This is a genomic window from Luteibacter aegosomatissinici (assembly GCF_023078495.1).
Taxonomy (GTDB): Bacteria; Pseudomonadota; Gammaproteobacteria; order Xanthomonadales; family Rhodanobacteraceae; genus Luteibacter; species Luteibacter aegosomatissinici.
Map to the genome: position 1 here is coordinate 1,027,541 of NZ_CP095742.1, position 15,327 is coordinate 1,042,867.

General features: G+C 64.1%; 14 protein-coding genes. 9 read left to right on the plus strand and 5 right to left on the minus strand.

Annotation, left to right across the window (positions count from 1 at the left end; translation table 11 throughout):
• Positions 1 to 50 precede the first annotated feature (50 nt).
• Positions 51 to 1,013, plus strand: coding sequence for a hypothetical protein (locus L2Y97_RS04525; RefSeq protein WP_247433556.1), 963 nt, complete (start codon positions 51 to 53; stop codon positions 1,011 to 1,013).
• Positions 1,014 to 1,157: 144 nt separating this feature from the next.
• Here the strand turns inward: L2Y97_RS04525 and L2Y97_RS04530 are convergent, their stop codons facing one another.
• From L2Y97_RS04530 to L2Y97_RS04550, 5 genes are all read right to left on the minus strand, one after another.
• Positions 1,158 to 2,069, minus strand: coding sequence for a DUF4097 family beta strand repeat-containing protein (locus L2Y97_RS04530; RefSeq protein WP_247433559.1), 912 nt, complete (start codon positions 2,067 to 2,069; stop codon positions 1,158 to 1,160).
• A 28-nt stretch (positions 2,070 to 2,097) separates the two neighbouring features.
• Positions 2,098 to 2,517, minus strand: coding sequence for a hypothetical protein (locus L2Y97_RS04535; RefSeq protein ID WP_247433562.1), 420 nt, complete (start codon positions 2,515 to 2,517; stop codon positions 2,098 to 2,100).
• The gene (locus L2Y97_RS04540) at positions 2,514 to 3,101 is read right to left on the minus strand and encodes an RNA polymerase sigma factor (protein ID WP_425492819.1); all 588 of its coding nucleotides are present in this window, start codon (positions 3,099 to 3,101) and stop codon (positions 2,514 to 2,516) included. The genes L2Y97_RS04535 and L2Y97_RS04540 overlap by 4 nt, the downstream gene beginning before the upstream one ends.
• Before the next feature lie 161 nt (positions 3,102 to 3,262).
• Complete coding sequence (locus L2Y97_RS04545) at positions 3,263 to 5,053, minus strand: phosphoenolpyruvate carboxykinase (GTP) (RefSeq protein WP_247433565.1); 1,791 nt, start codon at positions 5,051 to 5,053, stop codon at positions 3,263 to 3,265.
• Positions 5,054 to 5,149: 96 nt separating this feature from the next.
• Positions 5,150 to 5,737 (minus strand): TetR/AcrR family transcriptional regulator, encoded by a 588-nt coding sequence (locus L2Y97_RS04550; RefSeq protein ID WP_247433568.1) that lies wholly within the window; start codon positions 5,735 to 5,737, stop codon positions 5,150 to 5,152.
• Between the two features lie 140 nt (positions 5,738 to 5,877).
• Here L2Y97_RS04550 and L2Y97_RS04555 point away from each other — a divergent pair, with 140 nt between their 5' ends.
• The 8 genes from L2Y97_RS04555 (at position 5,878) to L2Y97_RS04590 (ending at position 15,244) form a co-directional block, all read left to right on the plus strand.
• Positions 5,878 to 6,753 (plus strand): alpha/beta hydrolase, encoded by an 876-nt coding sequence (locus tag L2Y97_RS04555; protein ID WP_247433571.1) that lies wholly within the window; start codon positions 5,878 to 5,880, stop codon positions 6,751 to 6,753.
• Between the two features lie 42 nt (positions 6,754 to 6,795).
• On the plus strand, positions 6,796 to 9,267 hold the full coding sequence (locus L2Y97_RS04560; protein ID WP_247433574.1) for an acyl-CoA dehydrogenase: 2,472 nt from the start codon (positions 6,796 to 6,798) through the stop codon (positions 9,265 to 9,267).
• Positions 9,268 to 10,184: 917 nt separating this feature from the next.
• On the plus strand, positions 10,185 to 10,469 hold the full coding sequence (locus L2Y97_RS04565) for a hypothetical protein (RefSeq protein ID WP_247433577.1): 285 nt from the start codon (positions 10,185 to 10,187) through the stop codon (positions 10,467 to 10,469).
• Between the two features lie 177 nt (positions 10,470 to 10,646).
• Positions 10,647 to 12,029 carry a S41 family peptidase gene (locus L2Y97_RS04570; protein ID WP_247433580.1) on the plus strand — a complete coding sequence of 461 codons (1,383 nt, stop codon included), beginning with the start codon at positions 10,647 to 10,649 and terminating at the stop codon, positions 12,027 to 12,029.
• A gap of 195 nt (positions 12,030 to 12,224) precedes the next feature.
• The gene (locus L2Y97_RS04575) at positions 12,225 to 13,565 is read left to right on the plus strand and encodes a S41 family peptidase (RefSeq protein WP_247433583.1); all 1,341 of its coding nucleotides are present in this window, start codon (positions 12,225 to 12,227) and stop codon (positions 13,563 to 13,565) included.
• A gap of 203 nt (positions 13,566 to 13,768) precedes the next feature.
• Positions 13,769 to 14,092, plus strand: a complete 324-nt coding sequence (locus L2Y97_RS04580) for a helix-turn-helix domain-containing protein (protein WP_247433585.1) — start codon at positions 13,769 to 13,771, stop codon at positions 14,090 to 14,092.
• Positions 14,089 to 14,643, plus strand: a complete 555-nt coding sequence (locus tag L2Y97_RS04585; protein ID WP_247433588.1) for a hypothetical protein — start codon at positions 14,089 to 14,091, stop codon at positions 14,641 to 14,643. The genes L2Y97_RS04580 and L2Y97_RS04585 overlap by 4 nt, the downstream gene beginning before the upstream one ends.
• Positions 14,624 to 15,244: a hypothetical protein gene (locus L2Y97_RS04590; RefSeq protein WP_247433591.1), complete on the plus strand. Its 621-nt coding sequence runs from the start codon at positions 14,624 to 14,626 to the stop codon at positions 15,242 to 15,244. Before L2Y97_RS04585 ends, L2Y97_RS04590 begins: the two co-directional genes overlap by 20 nt.
• The last annotated feature ends 83 nt before the right edge of the window (positions 15,245 to 15,327 follow it).

Here is a 15,327-nt window from a genome sequence, read left to right on the forward strand (position 1 = left end):
CTGGTGCGGGGGGGACGGGGAAAGCCAGCCACTTGCCTGAAATGGTCATCATGCGTAAGTCCTTGCTCACCACGCTTCTGTTCGTGCCGCTCGTCGCGGCAGGGCAGGTCGTGCCGGTGGGTTCGGATACCTCGCCGGCCCGCCTTCTGGCGGCGCCCATCGAGGGCGATGGCGGCCAGACGGCCGTGCCGCTGTGGCGCAGCCAGGATGGCCGCGCGCTTTCCGCCACCTCCGATGATCGCGTCAACCCTTCCAGCACGCTGGCGGTCAGCCCGGTCCAGTCGGGGCCGTTCCTCTCCAGTGGCCTGCAGTACGACCTCGGCCCGCGCGTTTCCGCGCACGCCAACGTCAGCGGCCAGGGCTGGATCAATTCCGCCGAATCGTGCGGCACGCCTGCCGCCGCTGCACGTAGCGATGGCCGCTGCAGTTCGCCGGGCGCGCCGCCGCGTATCGTCGGCAGCGAAGTGGGCGCCACCTTCAACGGTTCCGGTTATAGCGTGGGCATTGGCCTGGGTTCGGCACGTCCCAGCTCGGCCAACGTCGCGCTGCCGCGTGTCGTATCGGGCCTCAATACCGCGTCGGGCCTGCCCTTCAGCGCATTGTCGTCCAGCACCGAACTGAACGCCCACGGCCGCCTTGAACTCGGCGGGCGCAGTGGCATCGATCTGGGTGCCAGCGTGGGCCGTGTCCGTCTTACCCCGGGCAACCTGCTCGGTGTGGGCGCGGTCGATCAGAAATCGTTGAGCCTGGGCGTGGACCGTGGCCCGCTCTACGGTGCCATCACCGGCCGCACCATGCAGCCGGAAGCCGGCGCGGTGAACGCGCTCAATGGCGACCGCCGCTGGAACGCCATCGATCTGGGCGTCACCTTCCGCCTGCCGTGGCGCGGTGAACTCTCCGTGGGTGCGCAGAACGTGTGGTCGTCCGGTTCGGGCGAGGCCCCCAGCGGGCCCAACCTGCGTGAGCCAGATCAGTCACGTACGCCGTACGTGCAATACCACCAGGATCTGTAAGAAAAAGGCCGCGATGATCGCGGCCTTTTCCGTTTCCGTAGGAGCCCACCCTGTGGGCGACATGTTTTGCGAAGGAGCTACAGGGCCTGTTACGTCTCGCGAAAACATGTCGCCCACAGGGTGGGCTCCTACGCCGTGAGCGTGTCAGTTCCCGCCGCGGCGGATCTTCACATCACCGCTGAAGGCTTCCAGGTGGATGTGGCCGGCACCCGAGCCGATCGTGGTCTTCAGTTCCTTGCCCGGGCCATCATCACCCTTGGTCGGGTTGCCGAAATCGCTGCGCAGGTCGCCACTGAAGGTGGAGGCCTCCAGGCGCGCCGACGTATTGCCGGGTAGACCCAGTTCCACATCGCCGCTCATCGAATCCACGGTGAGCTTGCCGCCATCGGCAATCCCGCCCTGGATCTTGGTATCACCCGATACCGTGCTGAAGTTCGCATCCTTCCACGGGCCACCACCGATCGTCATGCGGCCCGATACCGTCTGCGCCTCGATCTTGTCGGCGATGGCCGGGGCCGTGATATCGCCCGACACGGTCTGCAGATCGGCGTTGCCGGCACTACCGGCCAGGTCGATCGTGCCGCTGACCGTCTGCATGCTCACCTCCGGCGAACGCACGCTGGCGCGAATGCGGCCGCTGACCGAATCGACCTCGACCTTGCCGCCATCGAGGCCATCGATGCTGACCGGGGCGCTGACGACGTTGACTTCAAGCTGCACCGACTTCGGCACGCGCACGTTCAATACCGTGCTGCCCATGCGGGTGTCGTTGCCCCAGCCGCCGAACCAGCCGTTCTTGCCGCCGTTCGCCTCGACATGGATATCCACGTTGTTGGCATCGCCTTCGAGTTCGAGCGGCTTGGCACCATCGGCCAGGGTGCCGGTGACCTGCACCTGGTTCTTGTCCCAGGCGGTAACGGTGACTTCACCCTTGGTGTTGTCGATCGTGATCTTTGCCGTGGGCCGGATGTCTTTCGACAGGTTGATCGGTGTCGAGGCGTACGCCTGACCGATCGACAGCGCCAGCAGCAGGGGAGTGATGTAGAGCGTTTTCATGGGATGGATCCTGGCGGTTGTCGCGGTTTTAGCCGGCCTGCTTATCGATGCTGCGCAGGCGGTCACGCTGGCGTTCGGTTTTCTGCAGCAGGCGCTGGAGCGCTTCGGACTGCGGGGAATCCTGCATGGCCTGGGTAAGTTCCATGCGGGCGGCATCCAGTTCCACCGCGGCGCCGGTGAGGCGCGGATCGGTCGGCTTCCAGGTCGTGTGTGCCTCGGCCACGGCATCGCTGCCACCGGGTGCCAGGTGCAGGCCGATGCCGCCGCTGAGTACGGCCACCGCGGCGATGGCAGCCGCCATCAGCCAGGGCTGGGCCCGTCGGTGGCGCGGCGCCGCGGCGAGCGGGGCGGCATCCAGCTGGGCTTCAATGCCGGCCCACAGATCGCGCCGGGGCGCGACGGGGCGGTTGAGCGAGCGCATCTGGCGCAGGTAATCGAGTTCGTTCATGACCTTTCTCCCAGCACGCGGCGGAGCAGGCCGCGCGCACGGTGCAACTGTGCTTTGGAGGAGCCCACCGCCATCTGCAATTCGACGGCGATCTCCTCGTGTTTCCAACCTTCCACGTCGTGCAGCACGAGGACGGCACGGGCCCTCGGGGGCAAACCCGAGATGGCCTTTTCCAGTTCGTCGCGCTCGATCGAGCGCAGCGGATTATCGGTATCGGTGATTTCCGGCAGGTGTTCGTCATCGACGATGCTGACCGGATCGGCGTTGCGGGCGCGTATGGACATCAGCGCCACGTTCACCGCCAGGCGGTAGACCCAGGTGCCGAACGCGCTCTCGAAGCGGAAGCTTTCCAGCTTCTGCCACGCGCGGATGAAGGCTTCCTGGGTGAGATCTTCCGCCCGGGCGTGGTCGAACCCGGCCAGGCGGAGGATGGCGCCATACACCCGATCGGCATGGCGGCGGTACAGCACTTCGAACGCCTTGCGGTCGCCCGCCATGGCGGCGCGCACGGTGTCGTCATCCGACACGGCGGCGGGCAGCTCAGGCTGCATGAAGGAAGTGGCGGCGAGGCATAGGGCGTTCATCTTGCCAGCTTGGATGCCGGCTGGGGACAAACGGTTTAACACCCCGAACCCGTAGGAGCCCACCCTGTGGGCGACAGCTTTTCGCGACCACGGCACAGGTCCTGAAACGCCGTCGCGAAGAGATGTCGCCCACAGGGTGGGCTCCTACATGTGACGGGTGGTCAGGCCACCCGTTCGGCCCGGCGCTCCACGGCGGCTTCCAGTGCCTTGCTCACGCGGGCCTGTTCGGCTTTCAGCCGCTCGGGCATGCGGGCACCGAAGCCTTCCAGGTACGTGCCGATGGCGTTGAGCTCTTCCACCCAGCCATCGATATCCACATGGAGCAGCTCATCGACGGTGGCCGGGGCGATATCCAAGCCCGCGGTATTGAGCTCGCCTGCGGCGGGCACGGTGCCGATGGGTGTGTCGTGGCCAGTGGCCTTGCCTTCCACGCGCTGGATCATCCAGTCGAGCACGCGCAGGTTTTCGCCGTAGCCGGGCCACATGAAGCGGCCATCGGCATCCTTGCGGAACCAGTTCACGTGGAAGATGTGCGGCAGCCTCGCACCGGGCTTGTCGAACGACAGCCAGTGGGCGAAGTAGTCGGCGAAGTTGTAGCCGCAGAACGGCTTCATCGCCATGGAATCACGGCGGAGCACGCCCACGGCCCCGGTCGCGGCAGCGGTCGTCTCAGAACCCATCGCTGCGCCGACGAGCACGCCGTGCGCCCAATCCTTCGCTTCGAACACGAGCGGCACGAGCGACGGGCGGCGGCCACCGAAGACGATGGCTGAGATCGGCACACCGGCGGCGTCCTCCGATTCAGGCGCCCAGCTGGGGCACTGCCTGGCCGAGACGGTGAAGCGCGAGTTCGGATGGGCTGCGGGGCCGTTGGCAGGATCAAACGCGCGGCCTTGCCAATCGGTCACGGGCTCGCCTTCGCCCAGGCCTTCCCACCACGGCTGGCCATCGGCGGTGACGGCGGTGTTGGTGAAGATCGCATCGTGGCCGAGGGTCGCCAGCGCGGCCGGGTTGGTGTTTGCACCCGTGCCCGGCGCCACGCCGAAGTAACCCGCTTCAGGGTTGATCGCCCACAGGCGGCCATCGGCGCCCGGGGTCATCCAGCAAATGTCATCGCCTACGGTCCAGACCTTCCAACCGGCCTCGCGGTAGCCCTCGGTGGGGATGAGCATGGCCAGGTTGGTCTTGCCGCAGGCCGAAGGGAACGCCGCGGCGATGTAGTGCTTCTCGCCCTTGGGGTTCTCGATGCCAACGATGAGCATGTGCTCGGCGAGCCAGCCTTCGCGGCGCGCCTGGTGGCTGGCGATGCGCAGCGCGTGGCACTTCTTGCCGAGGAGGGCGTTGCCGCCGTAGCCCGAGCCGATCGACTTGATCGCCAGCTCGTCGGGGAAATGCATGATGAAACGGCGTTCCGGGTCCAGGTCGCCCGTGGAGTGCAGGCCCTTCACGAACACGCCTTCGCGCTCGATGCGCTTGAGCGCCGCCGCGCCCATCCGCGTCATGATGCGCATGTTGGCGACGACGTACGGGCTATCGGTGATCTCCACGCCGCAGCGTGCGATCGGCGAATCGATCGGGCCCATGCAGTAGGGGATGACGTACATGGTGCGCCCACGCATGGCGCCTTCGAACAAGGCGTCGATCTTCGCGTGGGCGTCGGCCGGCGCCATCCAGTGGTTGTTCGGGCCGGCATCCTCTTCCTCCGGCGTGCACACGAAGGTGAGGTGCTCCACGCGGGCCACATCCGAGGGATGCGAACGGTGCAGGTAGCTGCGTGGGTTGGTCTTCTCGTTGAGCGGGAGAAGATCACCGCTGGCGAGCATGGTTTCGACGAGACGTGCGTATTCCGCGTCCGAGCCATCGCACCACACGACGGAGGCGGGCTCCGTCAGGCGTGCCACATCGTCAACCCATCGATTCAGTGCTTCCAACGAACTGCCTTGCGAACCCATCCGGTGTGGTCTCCAGGTAAATGCCTGTAGAGACAGTAGTTTGCGGATCGTGGTATTTACAAGGCACGGCGCAGCAATTTGCAGGCGCCGTTCAGGTCATTCCTCGGGCTTGGCCGGGGTCAGCGTGCTGATCACGTGCTCGACGTACGCATCGAACTCGTCGTGCGACAGGCGCGGCAAGCCCAGGGTGAAGTTGAGCTGGAGGAAACCGACGTAGGCCGCATAAGTAAGGCGCGCGCGATGCAGGGCCACGATCGGTTCGAGCCCGGCTTCCTGGTACATGCGGGTCAGGAAATCCATGCGCCGCTGGGAAACGCGTGCCATGACAGGTACCACCTGCGGGTGGTCCAGCGCCTTCAGCAGCGCGGCGTATACGCGGTGCGGCTGCAGTTCGTGGGCGACGCGGCGGAACAGCTCGGGCAGGCGCTTGCGCGGATCGGCGATGCGCTCGATCTCGGCCAGCACTTCGCGTTCGCCGTATTCTTCCCAGCGTTCCAGCGCGGCCTGGAGCAGTGCCTCGCGGGTGCGGAAATGCCAGTAAAAGCTGCCCTTGGTTACGCCAAGGCGGCGGGCGAGGGCCTCGACGGCCAGCGCACCCACGCCTTGTTCGGCGATCAACGCGAGCGCGCCGTCCTCCCAATCTTCAGCAGAAAGGCGGACTCGTTCATTCTTGGCATCGTTCATCGGCGCATGGTAGCTGGAATACGCCCGTTTGCAATCCATCCGCTGCCGTACGTGTTGCGTAAGACCTTGACTTTCCGGCTGTTACGTGACCGTACGCTGCCGTATTGACGCAGGCCTTTCGGGCACACATACTCGCCCGTATGGTTGCTGAGCCCACTACTGCCCTTTCCACGCCGTTCCGGCTTACCGCGCTGGATGGCCTGCTGTTGGCCGGCGAACGCTGGGAGGGTGGAAACCGGCCCGCGCTGCTGTTCGCGCATGGCTTCGGCCAGACCCGGCTGGCCTGGACCGGGAGCGCCCGCGCGCTTGCCGCGCAGGGCTTCCCCGCGGTCACGTTCGATGCCCGCGGCCACGGCGAAAGCGAACATGTGCCGCGTGGCGAGTACCACATGGAGCAGTTCGTGGCCGACCTGACCGCCATGGCCGAGGCGGCCACGCCGGCGGGCGGGCCGCGCCCGGTGGTGGTCGGCGCCTCGATGGGTGGCCTGCTGGCGCTGGTCGCCGCGGGCGAAGCCGGTGGCGAATGCCCGTTCTCGGCACTCATCCTGGTGGATATCACCCCGCGGTGGGAAACCCGCGGTGTCGAACGTATCCTCGGCTTCATGCGCGCCCACCCCGATGGCTTTGCGAGCTATGACGAGGCGGCCTCGGCGATCGAGGCGTACCTGCCGCAGCGCCGCGAGCGCAAAACGGAAAGCCAGCTGAAGCCGTTGCTGCGCCAGGGCGATGATGGCCGCCTGCGCTGGCACTGGGATCCCGCCCTGCTCGATGGCCTGGTGGAAGAAAGCGAGCGTTACCAGCCGCGCCTGTTCGCCGCCGCCGCCAACGTGCAGGTCCCTGTGCTACTCCTCTCCGGAGCGCGCAGCGATGTCGTCTCCAGCCATACCGTTGAAGAATTCCTCCGCCTGGTCCCGCATGCGCGCCACGTATCGCTCGCCGATGCCACGCACATGGTGGCCGGCGATGCGAACGACGCGTTCACACGCGAAATCGCAGCGTTCATGCAAACCCTTTAAGTCCCACCCTTCAAAGCAACACGACGTTACGAGGTGATACCCATGTCTGCGATCCTGGTTGTACTGGCGGCACTGATTGCCTCTGGTGCATGTGCTTACCACCGCACGTCCCTGAAGACGTGGGCCATCGCCACGGGCGTCACGACGGTCGTCGTGGGCTTCCTTGCGGGCGCGCCGGTCACCACCGTCGTGCTCCTCATCCTCCTGGCCCTGGTGGCCGTGCCGCTTCTGATGGTGGATTTCCGCCGCAAGAAGATCAGCGCGCCGCTGCTCTCCATGTTCGCCAAGGTCACGCCCAAGCTCTCGGAAACCGAACAGACCGCGCTTGAGGCCGGCACGGTCGGTTTCGAAGGCGAGCTGTTCTCGGGCATGCCGAAGTGGTCGGAGCTGCTGAAGCAGCCCAAGCCGGAGCTCTCGGTGGAAGAGCAGGCCTTCCTCGACGGCCCCGTCGAAGAACTGTGCGGCATGATCGATGACTGGAAGATCACCCACGAGCTGGCCGACCTGCCGCCGGAGGTCTGGGACTTCATCAAGAAGAACAAGTTCTTCGGCATGATCATTCCGAAGAGCTATGGTGGCCTGGGCTTCTCCGCGCTGGCCCACTCGGCCGTGCTGCAGAAGCTCTCCAGCATGTCGCAGACGCTGGCCTCCACCGTGGCCGTGCCCAACTCGCTCGGCCCGGGCGAGCTGCTGATGCACTACGGCAGCGATGAGCAGAAAAACCACTTCCTGCCGCGCCTGGCCGATGGCCGCGAGGTGCCGTGCTTCGCCCTGACCGGCCCGTACGCCGGTTCGGATGCCACCTCGATCCCGGACTTCGGCATCGTCACGAAGGGTATGTGGAACGGCGAAGAAACCGTCGGTATCCGCCTCACCTTCGATAAGCGCTACATCACGCTCGCGCCGGTCGCCACGATCGTCGGCCTCGCGTTCCGCATGTACGATCCGGACAAGCTGCTGGGTGACAAGGAAGACCTGGGCATCACGCTGGCGCTGCTGCCGCGCGAAACGCCGGGGATGGAAATCGGCCGCCGCCACTTCCCGCTGAACACGCCGTTCCAGAACGGCCCGATCCACGCCAAGGACATGTTCGTTCCGCTGTCCGTGCTGATCGGCGGTCCGCACATGGCAGGGCAGGGCTGGCGCATGCTGGTCGAGTGCCTGTCGGTGGGCCGTGCTATTTCGCTGCCGTCGAACGCTACCGGCGCCTCGCGCATGGCCGTGGCCGCCACCGGCGCTTATGCACGCATGCGCAAGCAGTTCGGCCTGGCCATCGGTCGCTTCGAGGGTGTGGAGGAAGCACTGGCCCGCATCGGCGGCCTGACCTACGCCACGCAGGCGTTGTCCCGCTCCACGGCTGCTGCGGTGGATCGCGGTGAGAAGCCGGCCGTGCCGTCGGCCATTGCGAAGTACCACGCCACCGAATGGTGCCGCCAGATCGCTTCCGATGCGATGGACGTGCACGGCGGCAAGGGCGTGATCCTGGGCCCGAAGAACTACATGGGCCGCGGCTGGCAGAGCGTGCCGATCGCGATCACGGTGGAAGGCGCGAACATCATGACGCGCAGCCTGATGATCTTTGGCCAGGGTGCGATCCGTTGCCATCCTTATGTGCTGAAGGAAATGCAGGCGCTGAACATCTCGGATTACCGTGAGCGCCTGAAGACCTTCGACAAGGCCCTGTTCGGTCACATCGGTTTTGGCTTCTCGAACGCGGTGCGCAGCTTCGTGCTGGGTATTACCGCGGCGCGCATCGGTGATGCGCCGGGCGATGCGTACACCCGCCGTTACTACCGCAAGCTCAACCGTTACTCGGCGGCGCTGGCGCTTTGCGCCGACGTTTCGATGGGCGTGTTGGGTGGCAAGCTGAAGTTCAAGGAGAAGCTCTCGGCTCGCCTGGGCGATACGCTGTCGTTCCTGTATATCGCCAGCGCGATGCTGAAGCGTTATGAGGATACGGGTCGTCCGGAAGCGGATCGTCCGCTGCTGGCCTGGGCGTTCCACGAGTGCGTGTGGCGCATGCAGATGGCGCTGGATGGCGTGATCCGTAACTTCCCGGTACGCCCGGTGGCGTGGCTGCTTCGCGCGCTGGTGTTCCCGTTCGGCCGCCGTGAAGTGCCGCCGTCGGATCGCCTGGGTCGCCGCGTGGCGGCGCTGATCACGGCGCCGAGCGAGGCACGCGATCGCCTGACGACGTGGACGTACCTGACCCCCACGGCGAATAACACCGTGGGCCGCATGAACGCGGTGCTCCCGGATGTGATCGCGGCGGAGCCGGTGGAGCGTAAGTTCCTCAAGGCGTTCAAGAGCGGCCAGCTGCATGCGCACACATATAACGAGCAGCTGGTGGAGGCTGAGAAGCTGGGCGCGATTACGTCGGCCGAGCGTGAGCTGCTGCAGCGCGTGCGCGATGCCGTCGCCGAGTTCATCTCGGTGGATGATTTCGACAGCGATGAGCTGAAGGCTGGCATCGCCGCGAAGGCCGAAAAGATGGAGGCGTCGCGGGCGGCTTGATCGCCTTCGATGGTTTAGCGATGAAAGGGCCGGCATTTTTGCCGGCCTTTTTTTATTTGCCGCGTCGCGCTTCGCTATCGGTTCATTCGCTAGCGCGAATGCATGTTTTTAGCGGCTTGCGCCGCCTTAGGCTGGATAGCTGTCGAGGTCGGGGGCGGGCAGGCCCTTGGGGCCGCCAGTCGCGGACCTGCGGACCGGGCCGTAGCTCCCGTATCGCGAGAATCGTTGCGTCAGGCGGCCCTCCGCTCATGTCGGCCCCAAGGGCCTGCCCGCCCCCGAGTCCATGCATCTCGTTACGTGTAGCAAAAGCCATCACGCCGAAACGCGGCTCTTGTAGGAGCGCGCTCGCGCGCGACCACGCCACCGCAAACTTGATCGCGCGCAAGCGCACTCCTACACACGATGTCCGTTGTTCTTACAGACATCGGCGGATCAATTTGATACGGTCGTTTCCGTTGCCCGCACGCACGTTGATGCATACCGTGCAGGCAACCACCGCTTTGTGCGGTGAGAGTCGCGAGCCGGGCGTGGTAGCACACACCCGACTCGCTATCCACAACCAACTGACTAGAGAGTTGATCATGGGTACCCCCGATCATACGGCACACGCTCGCCCGCCGGATCCCCCCGGTGGCATCTCACCGGCTCACGGGCCGCCTGCCTAGGCTGCAGGCACGGTTGAAGGACCGCGACGAGGCTTTCTTTTGAGGCAATTCTTGATCGAATGAGGCAGGCGTTCGCGCCTGGCATGCCTCACGGGCGGTCGTCGTCGCACCATGTCGTCAATCAAGTCACCCGGGGTCCGGTCACGGGCCACCGGTGTATCCGCGATCGTATGGTCCGTGGCATGGCAGGTCGTTCTGACTGTCGTGCCACGTTAGCGATGCGCGGGAAGTAACCCTTCAAGGAAGCGAGTGATGAATGCTGTAAACGATACGTGGCCGGTCAGGCATGCCGGTGATAAGGCCGGGTGTGAACCTTCGGCGCATGAACTACTGAACGAAGCGACGCAATGGCTGCAGTACGCGCGTGGCGTAACTAGCCTGCTGGCCGATCTGATCCACGAAGCCGATGAGGTGGATGGCAAGCAGGTCGCGTTATCCATGGAAGCGATTGCCGCGATCACCCATTTGGGCACTGACCTGGTCGGACAGGCCCACGCACAATGGCATTGGCAACGCGCCGAGAAGGCAGGTTGCTAACGTAGCGCGAGCGTATGTCCCCTGTAGGAGTGCGCTTGCGCGCGATCCAAGGTCGCCGCCACCTGTCTCCTCGTCAGCATTCGTAAAATCTTATGTAGGCCAACGCCTACAGACTTTCTCGAATAACCGACATAGCATCCGCGAGGGCCGTGAGGGTGGCGATTCGAGGGCGGGGACATGGGTAAGACGCGTTGGCTTCTGACGTCGCTGTCGTGGCTGCTGGTGGGTTTGGTGCCAGCCATCGCCGCGGCATCCAGCAAGGATCTGCAATGGGTCTCGGTGAACGAAAACCCGGCCTTCAAGGTGTCGGCCAAAGGCGATCCCTGGTCCGATAAGGGCGCGACGATCATTGTCACCCGGGTGGAAGGCGCCACCGACAAGAACGGCGGTGCCATCACCGGCATCAACCTGGATCGGGTACTGGGTAAGACAGTAACGCTCACCGGCGAGCTGTCCACCACGGGAACGGCATCGAATGCCTCAATGTGGCTGCGAACGGATGGGAGTGGCCCAGGCGCACGGGCCTTCCAGAGCACGGAGCCATTCCCTGTGCACAGTGGCGAATCGCCCGTACCCCGGAGCATCCGGATCAGCGTCCCGATCGAAGCGGTGGGCCTCCGTCTGGGGGTGGCTTTGATGGGAGGCGGGGCAGTCCGCGTGGATCACTTCCACCTGGCAGTGGCCGATACGCCGGCCGCGAGCGTCGATGCACCTGCGCTGCTCGACGAGGCGGTCGCACTGATTCGCGACAAGGCGCTGGCGGCAGGCACGGTGGACTGGAATGCCTTCCTGGCGGATGCCCACGCCAGCCTGCGCAGCGGCGAAGCCGCGAATCTGGCGTATCCGTTCATCCGCACGGCACTCGGCAAGCTCAATGATGGGCATAGCCATTTCATCAATGCCGACGCGGAATGGGCCGCTTCGGTCACCGATGGCACGAAGGCGCCGTTTGATGTGCGCGTGCTGCCGGGTGGTATGGGTTACGTGGCGCTGCCCGGCTTCAGCGGTCCGAAGGATGCACAGCTTCACTATGTGGACTCCGTCGCCACGGCGATGGCGCATATCGCACCGGAGGTAACCCACGGCTGGGTCGTGGACCTGCGCAATAACAGCGGTGGCAACATGTGGCCGATGCTGGGCGCCGTACATTCCCTGCTTGGCGATGATTCACTCGGCGCGTTCCGCCGTCCCGGCACGCCCGATGCACCGTGGCACGCAGGGCGTGGTCTGCCCGAAGGCGTGAAACCTCCCATCGATCTTGCGAACGCCCGCGTCGCGGTCCTCCTCGGCCCACACACCGCGAGTGCCGGTGAAGCGGTCGCCATTGCTTTCCACGGCCGCCCCGCCACCCGTTCCTTCGGCCTGCCAACCTCCGGCCACGCGAACGCAAACTCAATCTTCCGCCTGAAAGACGGCAGCGTCATCGCTCTGGTAACCGCCACCGAACTCGACCGCAACGGCCAGGAATTCAGCAAGGAAGTGCAACCCGACGAACGCGTGGAAGGCGACGCCGCGCTGGACCACGCAACAGCCTGGCTGACTCAGCAGCCGCCCTTGTAGGAGCGTGCTTGCGCACGATACACGGCCGCTCTCACCTCGTATCGAGGCGGTGAAGCATTGAAAGAAGTCTGTTCAGTGGCGTGTCTATCTCTCACGACAGTGACATAGCGCTCGCACTGCTTTAAACGACAGCAACAAGCGGATGGTAGCGACATGCACAAGCTCACGCGATGGTTAGTGCGATCGACATTGACGATGCTCGTCCTCATGCCGGTAACCTTCCATGCCGTAGCCGAAGAACTGCGTTGGTTCATGGCCAGGCCAACCAGCGCGTTCACCGTGACAGGTTCGGGCGACGCATGCCTCGCCAGTGGCGCGAGCGTCACGCTAAGCAGGCTGGACGACGCGGATGACGCCACGGGTATCGCTGGATCCCGTATAGACACCCACCTGGCGGCCGGGAAGATCGTCGAACTGACCGGCCTCATTGAGACCACCGGTTCAGCGACAAATGCCGCATTGTGGATGTCCGCCGAAGGTCCTGCACACGCAGGGCATGTGTTCCAGACGACCGAGCCGTATCCCGTTGCTACCGGCAGTGCTCCAGTCATGCGGCGCATCCGTATCACGGTGCCGGCCGACGCGATGTCAGTTGTAGTGGGCGTCGCGTTGAAGGGTGGTGGTACCGCCCGCGTGACCCACCTCAATCTTGTCTATCGGGAGGAACCCACGCATGTCGGTGCTGGCGTGCTGCTTCAACAGGCCGTGGGAGAATTGCGCGAGAACGCTCTCGCTGCTGGCAACGTCGATTGGGACACCTTCCTGCACGACGCGCAGTCACATCTGGCGCAAGGACAGCCAGCCAGCGCCGCGTATCCCGCCATTCGCGATGCCGTGCACAGGCTTGACGATGGCCACAGCCGTTTTATCGACGCTGATTCCGCCTGGGCCGAGGCTCTCAACGACGGCACGCACTTCGCCCCGGATGTGCACCTGCTTCCTGGTGGCATCGGCTACGTAGCATTGCCAGGCTTCACGGGCCCCGCGGACGCAGAGACGCGTTACATAGACACCATTGCATCGGCGATGAGCCGATTGGCACCCGAGGTAAGGCATGGGTGGGTAATCGACCTGCGCCAGGATTCGGGCGGTACCATGTGGCCTATGCTGGCTGCAGTGCATTCGCTGTTGGGCGACGGCGAAATCGGTGCATTCCGGAAGCCGGGCGCCGACGATGCGCACTGGTACGCGGGCGTCGGCCTTTCGATGGGCGCAAAGCCCAATACACTGGATCTCAGTGCGTCGCCCGTCGCAGTTCTTATGGGTCCGCACACGTCCAGTGCGGGCGAGGCCGTCGCGGTGGCCTTTCACGGCCGCCCCGCGACGCGTTCGTTCGGTGCACCGACATCCGGCCAGGCGAACAGCAACGAAACCATGGTTCTCAAGGACGGCAGTCTCCTCGTGGTAAAGGCATTCATCGACGTCGATCGCAACGGCGTAGCCTTCGGCAAGCAGGTGATCCCCGACGACCAGATAGACGATGCCGCCGCGCTGGACAGCGCCACCGCGTGGCTAGCCCAACCACACCCCCTATAGGAGCGCGCTCGCGCGCGATAGGCCTACGATGCAAAGATGACGCACGCCGTCACGCTGAAGTGTGCATGCGCTCATCGCGCGCGCACTGTCGCGCTTCTCCTTGGACGATCCTTCTGTAGGGGATCGTCGCGACCGCTGTAGGCGCCACCGTTCGCGATCCGCCGAAGCCCTATCGTAAGCACCCCTTACGAAAAGGATCGTCGATGGACGCGATGTTTACGCAGTGGGACCCCGTGCTTCACCTCGATACCGAGATCGAACAGATCAGGTATTTGCTCACGTGCCTTGAAGAGAGCAAGGGTGACCCATCAGCAGCTCGTGCTGCGCTCAATGATCTTGCCCGGGCGCCCCTGGTCGGGCCATTCTCGTGGGGCGTTCGAGAGCTCTCCGAGATTTTTCCACCGCTCGAGGGCGCGGACGAGATACGAGTTGTGGCTGATATTCAGTGGTCGACTACACCTTTATGCGAGTGCTGGGAGCGCCCATTTAGCAAGGCACCATCGATCTTGGATGGTGCGACAGAGTGAAGCGTGCACTGTTTAGAAAGTGGGTGTCTTTGATCGTGGCCGCTGGATGCCTGGTCGTGGTCAAGCGTGTGCAGGCCGAAGAATCGCCTCCCCGAACGCTAGTCATGATGGCACCCGCGGCGCGCCAAGCCATGTTAGATGCCATGCGGCTGCAAGTGGATGCCATGCTGGCGGAACATAAGGTCGACGGCTACCCGTGGCCCATCGTTGCGGAATTGACCCTCGACGAAGAGAAGAACGAGATGGTTCTTGAATTCGACAGTCGCCTGGAAGAATTCGACGTGCCTGATGACACGAGTGTGTGTCATTACGCACATATCGAGCTAATCACGTTGCTTGAGATGACGAACGCAACCGCGGTCCTACGATGTCTTTTCGGGGGCGTGAGGATGATTAGGAGGGGTGGCACTTCGCTTACATATGGTGATGGAATTCGCCTTCGTGAGCTTCTGAGCTGCATCCAATTCGCAGACGTGTTGCGGAAACGAATCATTCCCTCGTCGCGATCGGCGACGCTTGAAGAGTGTATCGATGAAGCGAAGTCAACATAGGCGGAGCCTGTTCACAACGGTATTCGGCGCGTTTCTTGCGTTCACCGAAGTTGCAAGCTGTGAGGACGTCAAGCCCAAGACCATTGAGCTGATGACGACCGATGAACGCCAGGTGATGGTTGCAGGGATGCAAATCGCGCTGGATGAGGCGCTTTCGGGAAAGCATTTCATCGAGGACTATCCGTGGCCGATTGTCGCCACGGTCAGCCTGAGCGAGGCCGATAACGTCATCGTCGTTGATCTTGATCGGCGGATTCTTGACTACACGTCGCTGTCCGAGAGTGAGGACATGGGTGACTACATCTTCAATCGGCTTTGGCCGTTTCTAGAGCGGATTGATGGGTCCACAGGCGTCCGGTTCCTGTATGGAGGTCACGAAGAAGAATACTGGTCGGGGATGCCTGGGATCGACGCAATACCGCACGCGACTTCAGGGCGCAGGAAGCGTAACGCCGATGACCGGCCGGTAGCCGTTGTGGCGCTTGGGCGCGGGGTCCATTTCCGAAGCGAGCAAGGGCGACCCGTCAGCAGTTCGTGCTGCGATAATCGAATGACTCTGTCAGGTGATGCTGACACGGCTAGCCAAGGATTGCCTTCGTGACGAAGAGGGCTCCGTCCACTGAGGGCATGGCGCCTCGTTTTGGATCATTCCTATGCCGCGCTATGCGGTCTGGCGGAAGCGAT

What these genes read in the sequence shown, in the direction of transcription:
- L2Y97_RS04525 (WP_247433556.1), top strand. Translation starts at nt 51, where the DNA reads ATGCGTAAGTCCTTGCTCACCACGCTTCTGTTCGTGCCGCTCGTCGCG.
- L2Y97_RS04530 (WP_247433559.1), bottom strand. Translation starts at nt 2,069, where the DNA reads ATGAAAACGCTCTACATCACTCCCCTGCTGCTGGCGCTGTCGATCGGT.
- L2Y97_RS04535 (WP_247433562.1), bottom strand. Translation starts at nt 2,517, where the DNA reads ATGAACGAACTCGATTACCTGCGCCAGATGCGCTCGCTCAACCGCCCC.
- L2Y97_RS04540 (WP_425492819.1), bottom strand. Translation starts at nt 3,101, where the DNA reads ATGAACGCCCTATGCCTCGCCGCCACTTCCTTCATGCAGCCTGAGCTG.
- L2Y97_RS04545 (WP_247433565.1), bottom strand. Translation starts at nt 5,053, where the DNA reads ATGGGTTCGCAAGGCAGTTCGTTGGAAGCACTGAATCGATGGGTTGAC.
- L2Y97_RS04550 (WP_247433568.1), bottom strand. Translation starts at nt 5,737, where the DNA reads ATGAACGATGCCAAGAATGAACGAGTCCGCCTTTCTGCTGAAGATTGG.
- L2Y97_RS04555 (WP_247433571.1), top strand. Translation starts at nt 5,878, where the DNA reads ATGGTTGCTGAGCCCACTACTGCCCTTTCCACGCCGTTCCGGCTTACC.
- L2Y97_RS04560 (WP_247433574.1), top strand. Translation starts at nt 6,796, where the DNA reads ATGTCTGCGATCCTGGTTGTACTGGCGGCACTGATTGCCTCTGGTGCA.
- L2Y97_RS04565 (WP_247433577.1), top strand. Translation starts at nt 10,185, where the DNA reads ATGAATGCTGTAAACGATACGTGGCCGGTCAGGCATGCCGGTGATAAG.
- L2Y97_RS04570 (WP_247433580.1), top strand. Translation starts at nt 10,647, where the DNA reads ATGGGTAAGACGCGTTGGCTTCTGACGTCGCTGTCGTGGCTGCTGGTG.
- L2Y97_RS04575 (WP_247433583.1), top strand. Translation starts at nt 12,225, where the DNA reads ATGCTCGTCCTCATGCCGGTAACCTTCCATGCCGTAGCCGAAGAACTG.
- L2Y97_RS04580 (WP_247433585.1), top strand. Translation starts at nt 13,769, where the DNA reads ATGGACGCGATGTTTACGCAGTGGGACCCCGTGCTTCACCTCGATACC.
- L2Y97_RS04590 (WP_247433591.1), top strand. Translation starts at nt 14,624, where the DNA reads ATGAAGCGAAGTCAACATAGGCGGAGCCTGTTCACAACGGTATTCGGC.